The 14,273-nt window shown below is 69.0% G+C and carries 7 protein-coding genes and 2 pseudogenes; 4 read left to right on the forward strand and 5 right to left on the reverse strand.

The features are described from left to right. Nucleotides 1-10: 10 nt before the first annotated feature. Nucleotides 11-2,104: pseudogene (locus ABZ860_RS34880) on the reverse strand (ISAzo13 family transposase). Between the two features lie 47 nt (nt 2,105-2,151). Between ABZ860_RS34880 and ABZ860_RS34885 the strand changes: the two are divergent. From ABZ860_RS34885 to ABZ860_RS34900, 4 genes and pseudogenes are all read left to right on the forward strand, one after another. Next, nucleotides 2,152-2,631 (forward strand): annotated as a pseudogene (locus ABZ860_RS34885) (transposase); the annotation flags it as partial. 280 nt (nt 2,632-2,911) lie between these two features. Then, the gene (locus ABZ860_RS34890) at nt 2,912-4,036 is read left to right on the forward strand and encodes an FAD-dependent oxidoreductase (RefSeq protein ID WP_357228683.1); all 1,125 of its coding nucleotides are present in this window, start codon (nt 2,912-2,914) and stop codon (nt 4,034-4,036) included. Between the two features lie 10 nt (nt 4,037-4,046). Then, nucleotides 4,047-5,399, forward strand: a complete 1,353-nt coding sequence (locus ABZ860_RS34895; protein ID WP_169988444.1) for an amidohydrolase family protein — start codon at nt 4,047-4,049, stop codon at nt 5,397-5,399. Between the two features lie 36 nt (nt 5,400-5,435). Then, entirely contained in the window at nt 5,436-6,443 is a 1,008-nt protein-coding gene (locus tag ABZ860_RS34900; protein ID WP_357228686.1) for a LacI family DNA-binding transcriptional regulator, read from the forward strand. Between the two features lie 919 nt (nt 6,444-7,362). On the opposite strand, the gene ABZ860_RS34905 is transcribed toward ABZ860_RS34900, so the two are convergent. The 4 genes from ABZ860_RS34905 to ABZ860_RS34920 all read right to left on the reverse strand — a co-directional run bounded on the left by ABZ860_RS34905 (nt 7,363) and on the right by ABZ860_RS34920 (nt 13,656). Further along, nucleotides 7,363-9,120, reverse strand: a complete 1,758-nt coding sequence (locus tag ABZ860_RS34905; protein ID WP_357228689.1) for a copper resistance protein CopC — start codon at nt 9,118-9,120, stop codon at nt 7,363-7,365. Beyond that, nucleotides 9,117-9,866, reverse strand: coding sequence for a YcnI family protein (locus tag ABZ860_RS34910; RefSeq protein ID WP_357228692.1), 750 nt, complete (start codon nt 9,864-9,866; stop codon nt 9,117-9,119). The genes ABZ860_RS34905 and ABZ860_RS34910 overlap by 4 nt, the downstream gene beginning before the upstream one ends. A gap of 97 nt (nt 9,867-9,963) precedes the next feature. Continuing rightward, entirely contained in the window at nt 9,964-11,349 is a 1,386-nt protein-coding gene (locus tag ABZ860_RS34915) for a multicopper oxidase domain-containing protein (protein ID WP_357228695.1), read from the reverse strand. 147 nt (nt 11,350-11,496) lie between these two features. Continuing rightward, nucleotides 11,497-13,656, reverse strand: a complete 2,160-nt coding sequence (locus ABZ860_RS34920) for a hypothetical protein (protein WP_357228697.1) — start codon at nt 13,654-13,656, stop codon at nt 11,497-11,499. Nucleotides 13,657-14,273: the final 617 nt, after the last annotated feature.

The raw sequence follows: 14,273 nt of genomic DNA on the forward strand, positions 1-14,273 counted from the left end.
CCGTCAAGAATCAAATTGTCGGTGTGTCCTGAGACGTCGTTGATGTCAGGCTGTTGAGGAGTTCGGCCGCACTGGAGTAGCGGGCCGTGGAGTGGGTCACGACATAGCCGTCCTCTTCCAGCAGTGGACGGACCCATGTCCTGGCGTTGCCGATGGTGCGTCGGCTCACCTCAAACAGTTCGGCCACCACGTCCCAGCTGCAGGCTTTGCGCAGGCCGAGGATGACCGCGAGGACGCGTTCAGCATCGGTGATCTTCTCGTAGAAGATGCCGCCGCGGGCCGTTGCCTGTCGGTCTCCACCACGCTGACGGTGCTTGCGCCGCTCGGCCTGGGCAGCTTGACGGCGCGACAATCGCTTGATCAGCTGATTCAGCTCCGATCGGCTCATCCCGGTCAGTGCGGGATCGCCGAAAGTCACAAGCCGGCTCGGCCGCTCCGGAACCGTGTCACCGTCCAGGAACTCGCGCAAGGCGGCCACGCTCGTGAAGCGCAGAAGCGTGGGCTCGATCCGGTGCTTATGCGCGGCCAGCAGGTGACTGGTCTCGGAGACCGCCTTGCCGATGGAGGCAGGGTTGACTTCGACCATCTCGGACAAGACCCGCTGAGAACAGACCTGCCGTAGGCAAACGACGGTGAGCACGACCTTGTCGGCGTCGCTGAGCAGGGGACGGCCGTGATTGCCCTTGGCCTGGCGGCGTGGACCACCGCGCTGCTCGAAGTAGCGCTGTTCAGCACGCGCGGCCTGAGTGGGAGCCAGCGCGGTGGTCAACGCAGCAAGGGCTTGGCGGTTCATGCCGGTCAGGCGCGGGTCGCCCAGAGTGTGGAGGGCACGGGCCCGGATCTGGTTGCGGTCACCGGCCTGGACGGCAGTTGCTTGTTGGTCTGTTGCCGGGGCGATGGTGTAGTTCCACGATCCGCGCTGAGCGTGCGGCGTGATGGGCAGCGCGTCCATGCGCTCGGTGCTGACCGAGACCCCGATCGGGTAGTCCCCGGTGTCCAGTTCGGCTTGGACGCGTAGCCCGGCCCGGGTGCGGGTGGCGGCGATGCTGTTGACAACGACCTCGTGGCTGGTCAGGGGTCTGCCCCGCCAGTTCATCGTGATGTGGGAGAACAACCGATGCTCGACCTTGTTCCACTTTGAGGTGCCCGGCGGGAAGTGGCAGACCGTGATGGTCAGCCCGGTCTCGGCGGCGAAATCGGCCAGTTCGGCCTTCCAAGCCCGGTAGCGATAGCTGTTGGAGCCGCCGCAGTCTGCAGTGATCATCAGCTGGGAGGCGTCCGGGTAGTCGGCCCGGCCGCGGGCGCGCCACCAGCGGCGGATCGAGGCCACCGCGAACGCCGAGGTGTCGTGGTCGACTCCGACGTTGACCCAGCCCCGGTCGGTGGCCAGGTCGTAGATGCCGTAAGGGATGGCATGCGGGACATCCGGGCCGGTGAAGAAGAAGCTGTGGTCCTCGACCTGGACCGGGTCGCCCTTCGGGCGCCACTGCCGCCCGGGGTTGGGCAGCTGCCCGAGCTGCTCCTTCTTCTTGGTGTCGACGCTGATCACAGGCTGCCCGGCGCTCTGATGGTCCTTGACTCGGTCGTTGATATAGCGAAACTGCACGTCCCGGTCGGGATGCTGCGCGCCCTCCAGCGTCTTGACGTTGGCCTGCAGGCTGAAGCCCTGCTCCTTCAGCAGCCTGCCTACCGTCGGGGCGGAGACCCGGTGTCCTTGCCGGCTCAGTTCCTCGGCCAACTTCCGCAGTGACTTGGTGGTCCAGCGGAGCGGTGATGCGGATCGCCTCGCTCATCCGGCTCGACCAATGCCAGCAGTGCTGGTAACAGTCCCGGACTGTGTTCGGTCACCGGCTTGCGGCCTCCGCCTGGCCGTCGGACGCGGTCTAAAGGCCAGGGGGTCGTGGCCTTCCTCCAGTTCGCAAATGCCTGACCGGACCGTCGTCTCGCTGACTCCCGCCGCCCGGGCGACCGCCCGCACACCTCCGTGTCCGAGCAGCCGTGCCTCGGCCGCCAACATCAGCCGCTGTTGACGCTCGTTCAGATGCGGCAGCAACACCATGAATCTCAGCTCGAGTTGCTCGCGGACCTCGGTGGAGATGGCCATACCACACCAACGAGCCCAAGATCAGAAAGCAACGGCTTATTTCTTGACGGCTTCAGTTCATGCGCAACGTCTTGTCCCGCGTCCCCAAGGGCTCAGCGGAAATGGTCGCCGCAGCGATTCGCACCATCTTCGCCCAGCCCACCGCGCAAACCGTCCGCGCCCAGCTGACCACCATCGCCACCATGCTCGGCCGTCAATTCCCGGTCGTGGAACAGATGCTCCTCGAGGCAGCCGACGACATCACCGCGTTCGCCGCCTTCCCCGTCCAGCATTGGAAGAAGATCTGGTCGACCAACCCACTGGAACGGCTGAACCGGGAGACCAAACGCCGCTCCGACGTCGTGGGCGTCTTCCCCAACCCCACCGCCCTGGGCCGCCTGGCCGGAGCCGTGCTGGCCGAACACCACGACGAATGGCAGGTCAGCGACCGCCGCTACCTGTCGGAGGGCTCCATGGCCCAACTCGCCGCCCCACCCGCAGACGATCTGGCCGAACCCCTGGAGCACACCGCCCTCGCCGCGTCATAGTCACACAAACCCACAACTCGCCGACCCCACATGATCAGCAGCGAGTTACACCACTCGGCGGGACATCACCAGGGGCCCAGATTCGATTGACACGCGGAACGGCGCATGCTTTGTTTGTAACTAGTTACAGCAACTAGTTACTTTCGAGAGGGCGTAAGCCGTCGAGCCGAGGTCATCAGTTCCCTTTCATTCGCCCCCGGCTTAGACGATGAGCGCCGAGACCGGCGACACCCGAAACGACCCGACAAGCCCCACGAAAGACGAGGGAGACCGGATCAGCATGGTCGAGCATGTGGTCGTCATCGGTGCCGGCGTCTACGGTGCGGCGGTGACCGCCGCGCTGACGCGGCGGGGCGCTCGTGTCACGGTCGTTGACGCCGGTGCACCGGCGGCTGGCAGCTCTGGTGCGACGTTCTCGTGGACCAACTCCTGCGGCAAGCAGCCGCGGTCGTACCACGATTTCAGCGTCGCGAGTATGGCGGCCCATCGCAAGCTGGCCACCGACGTGCCTCATGGCGACTGGTACCACGAGGGCGGCAACCTCGAATGGGCCGCCGACGACGCCGGGCGCGAGGCACTGCGCAAGAAGGTTGCGGGCGTCCTCGACTACGGATACGAGGCACGGTGGCTCAGCCGAGCGGAGGCGCTGGGCCTGGAACCGGACATGGACCCCGGCGAGTTGCCGGCAGGCGAGATCGCCTACTTCCCGCGCGAAGGCTGGATCGAGCCGGTGCGCCTGATCGCCCACCTGCTGTCGAGGGCGGTGGCCGGCGGTTCCGAACTGGCGGCGAACGACGCCGTCACCGCACTGGAGGTGACTGCGGGCACGGTGCGCGCCGTGCGGCTCGCCTCCGGCCGGCGGCTCCTCGCGGATGCGGTCGTGAACTGTGCAGGACCCCAGGCCGCCGGGATCGCCGCGCTGGCCGGACTGGTTCTGCCCATGCGCAACACCCGCGGTGTGCTCGTCTGCTCCTCACCGGTCGCGGTATCGGTCTCGCGCGTCATCCATGCCCCGCACGTCCACCTACGCCCGGATGGCGGCGGGCGGCTGCTGCTGCACACCCATGAGATCGACGGCACGGCACACGTGTCCGGCACCGGGGAGATCAGCGTCGACCCGTCGGCCATCGACAAGGTGGTCGAGGCCGGTCGTGCGCTGTACCCGGGAATGCGAGCCTCGACCGTGGAAGCCGTCCGGGTCGGTCAACGGCCCATCCCCGGCGACGGCCTGCCGGTACTCGGCCGGGTCGTCGCGCTGCCCAACTTCCACTTCGCGGTCTCGCACAGCGGCGCGACGCTCAGCGTGCACGCCGGCGACCTGGTCGCCGGCGAGGTGCTCGGTGAGGACCACGACGACGCGCTGGCCGCGTTCCGGTTCGAGCGGCCGGCACTGGCGGCCCGGTAACGGAGGGATCATGCGCACGATCGTCCTGCATGGCTGCGACCTGGTCGACGGCACGGGCACGGATCCACGGCACGGGGTGGACATCGTCGTCGCGGGGGGCACCATTCGCGAGATCGTTCCCGCGCGACCGGCTGACGCCTACGGCACGGTGGACGAGATCGTTGACGCGGCCGGAATGCTGATGATCCCCGGACTGATCAACAACCACACACATGGCACCGCGTACGGACCGCTGTTTCCCAGCGGACACGTGGGCCTGCCACACGAGCAGGTCCTCGCCAACCTCGACCGGCACCTGCTGGAAGGGACGACCACGGTGCTCTGCGTGGACGGGTTCGTCACCGCCGAGGCGCTCGCGCGCACCGGTGAAGTGCATCCGATCAACGTCAAACTCGCCTCGTGCAACACCCCGGCGTGCCTGGCGGCGGCGACCATCGCCGACGGCGGCGGCCTCACCGAGGCGAACCGCATGTTCACCGCGCGGCACGCGGTACGCGCCGGCGCGGTCGCGCTCGGCGAGATCGGGGCGGGACACACCCTCGGTGGGGGCGGGGCGAGTTACATGTACATCCCGGCCGAGATCGAGAGACGTACCGGCGTGAAGATCACACCCCGGCAGGCGAACGGGCTGAAGACCGCGGTGCTGGGCCGGCACATCTCGGAGAAGGCGTTCGATCGGGACCGTGTCGAGGAGGCCCTGGCGAGCGCGGGCCTGACTGGCACGCTCTCGGTCGAGGACACCCGTGAGATCGTCTCCGGCATCGTGCTGCCGGCCTTCGACATCGCCTTGCACGGGCTCGCCGAGGCGGCCGGGCAAGCTCGCGAGGCGGGCGTCCCGGTGCTGGTGCACAACGCGGCGGCATCGATGACCCAGGTCGCCTCCATCGCGGAGACGGACGTGACGCTGATCGCCGGGCACTCCAACCACTCGAGCTTCGAGCTCCGCGAGGCGGTCGAGCACGCCGGACGGCTCAAGGAGATGGGTGCGATCGTGGATGTCTCCACCCTGGACACCTTCGGGGCACAGCGGCTCACAACGGGGCCGGAATTGCTTTATGCGATGTTTTCCGCGGGGGTGGTCGACACGATCTCGACCGACTACGCGGGCGGCCACCACGACCCGATCCTGCTGGCGATCGACCGATCCATCAAGGCGGGTGTGGTGAGTCTGCCGGCGGCGGTCGCGATGGCGACCGCCAACGTCGCGGACGCCATCCCCGGCGTGGCGCCGCGGCGTGGCCGTATCCTGCCGGGAACGATCGCCGACCTCGTGCTGACGGACCCTGCGGAGCTCCACCACGTGGGGATCGTCATGGTCGGTGGCGAGATCGTCGCGAGAGCCGGTCGGCGCGTCGCCGCCTGACCGGCGCCGGAACTGCTGGGGGGGACCGGGAGAATCATGGTGAAACGAGCGACCATCGGCGACGTCGCCGCGGACGCCGGCGTGTCCACGGCCACGGTCTCCCGCGTCCTCAACGGCGGCGCCGTCACCGAGGCGACCGCCACCCGGGTGTGGGAAGCGGTCGCTCGTCTCGAGTACACCCCCAACGCGCTCACCAGGGGCGTCTTCGCCGGACGCTCCAGCACGATCGGAGTCGTCATCCGCGACCTGAGCAGCCCGTTCTACCTGGACCTGATCCGCGGCATCGACGAGGTGGCGGCCGCAAACGACAGCCTCGTCATGCTCGCCAACACCTTCCGTCGCGTCGACCGCGAGGTCGCCCAGGTACGGACCATGGACGAACAGAGGGTGCGTGGCCTGATCGTGACGACCGGCGAAGCGACCGATGGCCGGACACGCCGGATGGCCGAGAACGGCACCCCCTGCGTGATCATCGCGCGCTCCGTGCTGGACGCGCCGCCCGGCATGCACTCGATCAGCTTGGACAACGTCGAGGCCGGGCAGCTGATGGCCGTCCATCTGGCCGGGTGCGGGCGGTCGTCCATAGGCGTCGTGTCCTCGGGACGCCGCACGTCTCAGATCGAGCGCACGGCGGGGCTGAGGCGGGCCCTCGCGGACCTGGGGCTGCCCTTGCCCGAGGACGCGGTGATGGTCGCGGAAACCGAAGACGAGGTGAGCGGTGCCGTCGACACGCTGCTCGTCCGTGGCCGTGATCGCGGCGAGCCATTGGACGCGATCGTCTGCACCACCGGCCGACTCACCGTCGCGGTCCACGCGGCCCTCACCGCTCGCGGCATCGCCATCCCCGGCGACATCGCGTTCGTGACGATGGACGATTTTCCGTGGGCCACCGCGCTCGGGATCACCGTGATCGCCCAGCCCTCCTACCAGATGGGCCTGAAGGCGGGCGAACTCGTCGTCGACCGCCCCAGCGGGCCGGTCGAGTTGGTCTTCGCGCCTACGTTGGTCGCCCGCACCTCGTGCGGCGAGCGCCAGAAGGCCTGATCCCGTACCCCGGCAGCTCGGCGCTCCCGCCAAGCAGTCCAGCCTCGACTGCGCTGCCCACGGTCGTTCCCCACTCGCCTACCAGCGCAATGTGACCAGGCGTACAGCGGTGTGGGGTGGACCAGCGGGACCGAGCGGATCGTCGGGTGCGGCGGGAGGGGTATGTCCGCGGGCAGCAGGCTGAAGTGCTGCGTGTCGGCTGCCAGGTCTGCCAGGAAGTGGTCCAGTCCGAGATTCGTGCCTTCGGCGTGCTGGTGGATGCCGAAGGCCGTGGCGAAGCGGTGCAGGAAGTCCAGCCGGTGGAGCGGGCCGGGGGTCCACAGCACGCCGTCGCGCAACTGTGCCGGACGGATCGCGGGGGCGTCCGCCAGCGGGTGGTCGGCGTGGAGGATCGCGTCCACAGGTTCGAGCCGTACCAGACGAGGGCGGCCACTTCGCCTCGCTGGAACGCCCCGACCTCGTGGCCGACGATATCCGCGCGTTCTTCGCATCCCTGCGCTGACCTCGGCCCGAGACGAGGGTCGTTTCGTTCGTACGTCAAGCAGACTGCTGGCGGGACAGTCCCGCCCGGGGACCAGGTGGGGACCACACGTCTTGCGCGCAGTCGAACAATCCGCACGTCACTAGACGCCGTCCGGAGTTACCTGAACGCCGTTGGGCTGCGAAAACGCCTACTCCAACGTCCTGGGGGTCAAGGGGTCGTGGGTTCAAATCCCGCCGTCCCGACACTGTTGTAGCAGGTCAGAGCCACAGTTCCCAAGATCGGGGATTGTGGCTCGCGGTCGATGACCCGCTGCTGGGCCTCGGTGTAGACCGTGCGGCGGACGTCGGAGTAGCCGGTCTCGGCCCGGCACTGCGCGTCCGCGACCGCCGTGTCGATCTCGGCCCGCGTGCCGCGTGGCTTGTCCGAATCCGCCCTTCAGGCGCTCACGTCGACCACGACGCGAACCGTGGCCTGGTCCGTCTCCGTGGTGCGGACCGTGAGAACGGCCTGCCAGCGACCCGGGAACGGCAGGTTCAGCTGGCCGATGTAGTGCCCGCCGGCGCCCTGAAGCTCCACCGGGATCGGCCCGAGGTCCCGGTCTGTGAGGGTCATGGCGGCGTGCACCTCCGGCACGTTGAGCGGCGCGCCGTTCGGGTCGAGCACCGACAGGTGCAGCTGCGCCGGCCCCACCTTGGGCGGAAATACCGCGAGCAGCACCGCACCGCGCGCGGCGGGGCCGGAGCCGGCCGAGAACGGCACGGATGTGGGCACGGCCGGCACCGGCGCCGCTCGATTCGCGGGCGCCGCCGTCGAGCGGCGCTCGGCGTACGCCGAGCGGGCCGGCTCGATGGCGACCAACGCGGCGGACAGGCCGAGCACGACGGCGCCCACCGCCATCTCGGCCAGCAGCCGCCGGTAGAACGCGTAGAGCTGGTACGGGTCAGGGCCGCCGCGGCGCCGGTTGCCGCCCGCGCCGTAGTGGCGGGCGACCCATCCGCGGGCGGCGGCGCCGAACGCGACCAGCACGACCACGAGGGCGACCTTCGCCAGCAGAACCCGGCCGTACGCCGTGGCGAACAGCGTCGGCGGCGACCCGACCTGCCGCCATGCCTGGAACAGGCCGGTGGCGACGATGAGCGCCACGCACACCAGCGCCGTGTGCGAGAACCGGGGCACCGCCACGCGCAGGGTCACGGCGTCGCGGGCCGGCACGTGCGTCATGGCGAGCGCGACGAGACCCCCGAGCCAGACCGAGCAGGCGACGAAGTGCACGACGTCGACCGGCACGGCGAACCCGCCGGCCTCGCCCGTCACGCTGTGGTTCGCGATGCTCCAGGTCACGGCGAGCGCCGCGGCGGCCGCGAGCACCGCCGCCGCGGCCGTCCACCGCGTGCGGCGGTCCGGCGCGTCCGGGTAGCGGTTCAGCAGCCAGACGAGCGCGGGCGCCGCGGCGAGCAGCAGAGCGACGCGAATCCCGAGGGCACGGCCCAGGCCGGTGGCCCACGTCGTGGACAGCAGCCGCGGGTCGAAGGCGCCCACCACATCGCCGTCTGTCACGTACGGCCCGTACAACAGGCCGGAGGCGATCGCGGCGGCGAGGCTGGCGCCCCAGCCGGCCCACAACGCCCGCCGGGCCGACCGTCGCCGCGCACCGGCCGGCCAGCACCACGCCAGGTAGAACGCGGTGCCGAGCAGCACGGCGAACCCTGCGAACGCGGCCCACCGGGCGACGCCGTACGCCGTCGCGGCATCGCCGGAACGATCGCCCGGGGGCGTGACGGCGGCCGGGCGGCTGCCCGGCGTACCGACGGTGAACGTGTAGGCGCCCTGCACCGGGTGGCTGTCGGAGGACACCACCCGCCACGAGACGGTGTAGACGCCGTCGGCGAGTTTCCCGTTCAGCGGGGCCTCCACCGACGTGTCGTCGCCCACGCGGTGGACCGGTGCGCCGATGTCGATGCGGGCGCCGTCTGGGCCGAACAGCCGCAGGCCGTCCGGCGGCACGGTCACCGGGTCGGTGAACTGCAGCAGCAGCGTCCGAGGGGAGTCCTGGTAGATCTGGCCGTTGGCCGGCGCGGCGTCGACCAGTTCCGCGTGCGCCCAGGCAGGGCTCGCCACCACGAGGGACACGGCGGTGGCGAACCCTGCGAGGAGGACGGCGAGCCCCGCGCCGCGCGTCCTGGTGCGGGTCACGGCGAGAGCCGCGCGGCGGTGTCCGCCTCCGCGAGCGGCGCGGAGGCCGGCACCGGGATGCGCCGGCGCAGCCCGGTCGCGGCCGCCGTCAGCAGCGCGAGGGCGCCGAGCGCGAGGCCGGCCCAGCCGAGCAGGCGAGCGACGCCGTCGCCGGTGGGGGTGGGGGTGGGGGTGGCCGCGGCGGGCGCGGCGGGCGCGTTGGCCTGCGCTTCCGCCGGCTTGACGTCGATCACCGGCGCCGGGTGTTCGGGCCGTGGCGCGCCGGCCTCCGGGATGTCGATCCAGCGGACGACCTCACCATTGCTGTACGTCTGCAGCGCCTTGAACACGAGCTGGCCGGGCGTGGTGGGCAGCGGACCGAGGGACACCTCGAAGACCTGGAACTCGCCGGGCTTGATGGCGCCGCCTTCCCACACGATGCCCGTGACGGCCTTGTTGGAGGCCTCGTCGTCGTGTCCGGCGGACGCGGCGTTCGGCAGTTGCCGGGTGGCGACAGTGGCCGTCCAGCCCGGGACGGGGCGCAGGGAGACGCTGGTGAGCTGGGCGTTCTCCGGGAAGACGACCTCGACGCGGGTCGTTTTCGCGTCCGCGCGCTCGTCGGGCACCTTGAACGCGAACGTGCCGTAGCCGCCGGTGGTGGCGACCGAGGGGGAAACGGTGACGTGGGCCCACGCCGGCAAGGTGGGGGCGAGCAGGACGGCGACGCCGGCGACGAGCGTCGCGGCGACGGCACGGATGGGCTTCATGCGCGGACTCCTTGCGCGTATCGGTATGTGGAGCCCGTGCCGGCCAGGTGCGCTCACGGCTGACCGGCACGGGTTCGGAGGCAGGTTCAGCCGGCGATTACGGCGTCACATTGACGATCGTCACGAGGCCGATCATGCCGTTGGGTCCCTCGGAGTGGGAGAAGATGTGGCAGTGCAGCAACCACTTCCCGGGCTCTTTGGGCTGGAACACGATGTCGTACGTCTGTCCGACGCCGACGTTGAGCGTGTCCACGGTGTACGGTGAGGCGAGCTTGTTGCCGTCTTGGGCCACGACCTGGAACGGCGTGCCGTGCAGGTGCATCGGGTGGATCATCTCGGGGCCCGTGCCGATCAGCCGGACGTGGACCTTCTGGTTGACCGCCGCCGTCAGCGGCACGGTCGCCGGGTACGACTTGCCGTTGAAGGTGAACCCGTTGGAACCGTCGCCGATCTCGATGGTGTAGTGCTTGTCGGCGGCGATGTCGCCCAGCGTCGGGGTCACCAGGAGCGCGCCGTAGAGGCCCCGGCCGACCTGGCCGCCACCCATGTGCGAGTGGTACCAGTGCGTGCCGGTCGACTTGGCGGTCCACTCGTACGTGTAGGTCTGGCCGGGCATGATGTGCGGCTGGGTGATATCCGGCACGCCGTCCTGCGCGTTCGGCAGTTGCATGCCGTGCCAGTGCACCGCCGTGTGCTCCGGCAGGTCGTTCTGCACGATGACCCGCACCTGGTCACCCTCGTTGACCTTGATGGTGGGGCCGGGCACTATGCCGTTGAACGTGTACGCCTGCTTCACCACCCCGGGCGAGACCTCCCAGTCGGTCTGCGACATGCACAGCTTGAACACCTTGACGCCGCCGACAAGGTCGTAGGCGGCCAGCCGGGTGCCATCGCCCTGGTCGGCGCCGAGGACCGGCTTGTCGCAGGGCGCGGAACCGGGCGGCGGCGTCGTCGGGGTGACGCTCGGGCTCGGGCTCGTGCCCGGGCTGCCACTCGGCGACGGGCTGCCGCTGGGCGAACGGCTCGGGGTCGGCGACGGGCTCGCGCTCGGCGATCGGGACGGCGACGGCGACGGCGGTGCCGTTCCGGCGTTGATGATGCCGGTCATGTACGGGTGGAAACTGCAGTAGTAGTTGTACGAGCCGGCGGTGGTGACGGTGACCATGAAGCTCGCCCCGGGCGGCAGGTCCGGGGACGTGAAGTCGCCGCGGATGGCGTGGACGGTACCGTCTGTCTCCTGGTTGACGAACGTGACCGTGTCGCCGGGTGCCAGCGTGAGCACGTCCGGCGTGAACGCGAAGTTCTTGATCGCGATCGTGTGGTTCGTCGCGCCCGCGGCCTTCGGCGCGAACAGTGCCGCGCCGGGGACCAGGATCGAGAGCGCGATCACGCCGATCAGCATCAGCCGCCGTACCGGTGGCGAGGCGTCGGAGAGGGCACGCCGGAGGGCCGCGAAGGGCTCCGGCGCGGTCGTATCAGACATGGGTGTACTTCCTCGTCTACTGTGGAATGCACGCGCCCACGTGTCGGCGGCCGAATGGACCGGCGTGGGTGGTGCGCGATCGGGGGCCCTGGTCAGGGGGAGGGACCGTCCGCTTTACGGTCCCTCCCCCGCAGTGCGGGCCCGCAGTTACTCGCAGACCCCCTGGTTGATGGGGTTGAGCTGGGCACACGTGAGCTGGTCCGCCATCTCCGGCGTGGCGTTCTGCACCCAGCCGTTGTAGACGATCGGGTAGGGGAAGACGCCCTGCCCGCCCATGCCGTTGTAGCCGGTCACGACGTCGTCCACGGCGGTGCCCGCGGCCGAGTCGAGAACCATCTTGCCGACGATTGTGGAGTCGGCGGGGTTGCCGTCGCCGTTGGGGTCAGGGTCGATCACGGCGAGGGTGTTGGCGAACTTGCTCGACACGTAGGCGTAGTAGCCGCCGCCGCGCTTGGCACCGAAGTTGATGCCGTGACAGCCGGAGTCGCACGGCAGGTACTTGATGACCTTGTCGGTCTTGGTGTCGATGACGGCGATGTTGCTCGTGAGCGTGTTCGCCACGAACGCCACGTTGCCGTCAGGGCTGACCGGGATCTGGATCGGCAGGCCGCCGAAGCCCCCGGTCGTCGCCCCGGTCACCATGTCGTAGTTCGCCCACAGGTTGATGGCCTTGTAGCCGACGTTCGTGCCGCTGTCGGAGTGGCACGCCGGCCCGTCCAGCGAGATGCAGGAGACGCTCTGGCCGAGGAAGTTGGCCACGTAGTACTTCGAGGAGTCCGGCATCATGCCGGTCGCGATGGGCAGCTGCTCGGTCTGCACCTCCTGGATCGAGCCCGACGGCACGTCGACGATCGTCGAGTTGTTGTGGTTGACGTTCGGCGTGACCATGGTGTGCCCGTCGGCGCTCATCCAGTGCGCGTGCGGGTGGGCCGGTGTCTGGCCGGGACCCTGCACCAGGATGCGTCTGTCGATCTGCGTGGCACCCGGACTCAGTTCGACCACCGCGTTGCCGGCGTTGATGGCGACGTGGAGCTGGTCGGTGTCGGTCCGGGTCATCACATGGGATGGGTCCGGGCCGACCTGGATAGTTCGCACGAGCTTGCCCGTGGTCCGGTCGAACACGGTCAGGCGGTCGGAGAACCATTCCGTCTGATAGATGTACTTTCCGTTGCGGTCCGACCACATATTGTGCGGGTTGTTGAGGTTGATCTGTGGTAGCGCCACCTTCCGGTCTACGGTCCAGTTCTGCACGTCGACCTTGGTCGCCGCGCCGGACTTGACCTTGCCGGCGTACTGCTCCATCTGGGTGTCGACCCAGAGCTCACCGACGCCGGGCACGCTCGGCCGCTGGGTTAGCGCGGGCAGCGTGACGCCCTCGTTGAACTTGCTGTTGTAGTACGCGTCGAGGCTCGGGATGATCACCGGCTGCTCGTTCGCGTCGTACTCCAGGATCGGCGCGGGCGGGTAGTAGGGGTTCCAGTTCTTGGTCTGCGTGTTGCTGTAGACCTGCCAGTTGTCGGGCGTGGTGATCCGGAAGAACTTCTGCACGAGCTCCTGCACCACGTCGGCCGAGCTGGGCACGACGATGCCGCCCTTGACGTTGACGTTGAGCTTCTTGCCGAAGTCCAGGCCGGGCGTGAGCGGGTCGTCCACGACCACAGCACCGAGCATGTACGGGTGGATCTTGCAGGCCCACGCGTACAGGCCCGGTTCGGTCAGGTTGGCCTCGACGTTGCCGATGAACGCACTGTTCTGGTCGATCGGCTGCGCGCCGACCGGCCAGATCAGGCTGGTCACCGAGTGGGCCGAGGCGGCCGCCGGTGCCGCCACCGCGAACTTCGCCTTCGGCGCGAGGCTCAGGTCCGAGGGCGCCAGCGCGGCGACCTCGTTGAGCGTGCGCATCAGGTCGAGCCCCACGGGCAGGCTGCCGAGCGGGACGGCGCTGCTGTCCGGCACCGTCGACAGCTGCTGGCTGAGCTGGTTGATCTGCGTCTTGGCACGCTGGATCGTTGGGTTCAGGAATCCGAGCGCGCCGCCCGCCGCGTCGACCGCCGAGTTGAGCTGGTCGAGGTTGAGCAGGCTGTTGACGTTCACACCGAGCTGGCCGACCAGCGGTGCGTTGCCGTTGAGCAGCGGCAGGTTGAGCAGGCCGCCGCCGAGGTCGCCGTTGAGCAGCGTGTCGGTGCTCAGCGGCAGCGACGCGAGCTTGGTCCGCGGCGTCACGGCGACGCCGAGCGACCGCGTGCCGAACAGCGTCGCACCGGTGTCGAACCACGCACCCTGGTTGTCGGTGAGCGTGAATTGCACCGGCGTTCCTACACCGATCGGAAGCGCCTGGGATGAGGAAGGATTGACCCCAATTGTTACGAGAACCAGGATCGGGGTCAGCAGCCAAGCCAGTCGTCGTCGATGGGCCCGGCGTCGGGCGGCGAGAATGCCGCGTGGGGGAGAATGCATGCAATCCTCCTGAAGTGGGGTGAGATCGATGACGCCAGCCGGATGTTTCACGCCACGGCCGGGCGAAGTTAACTCGCCGTGAATGCGCGCTCACGCGCAACACGGTTACGAACGCCTCAACGTGGCGCGGCGGGGTCCGTGAATGGGGTTGGTTCAGTGCCAAGCTCAGGTCGAACTGACCAGAGCGGGATTTGCGCCGCTCAGGCGACTGATGGACAAATACAACAGACGCAACAACCCTGAAACAAGCCGCGTCACGTGGCCCAACGGCCAGGGTCCACCGATTACTCCATCGCCGGCGCCGGGACGCACGGCGTGACACACACCGGCACCCTTCACGACTCATGAGACGCCAAAGGCCGCGTGGGAGAAGGACCGCGCTGAGCTGGAAGACGAGCGTGATGTTCTCAAGCGCTCAGTTGTCAATTCCGGCTCGATCGTGGCTCTGGCACTGATTTCGTGCGTTG

Source organism: Microbispora sp. NPDC046973, from assembly GCF_040644495.1.
Lineage (GTDB): Bacteria > Actinomycetota > Actinomycetes > Streptosporangiales > Streptosporangiaceae > Microbispora.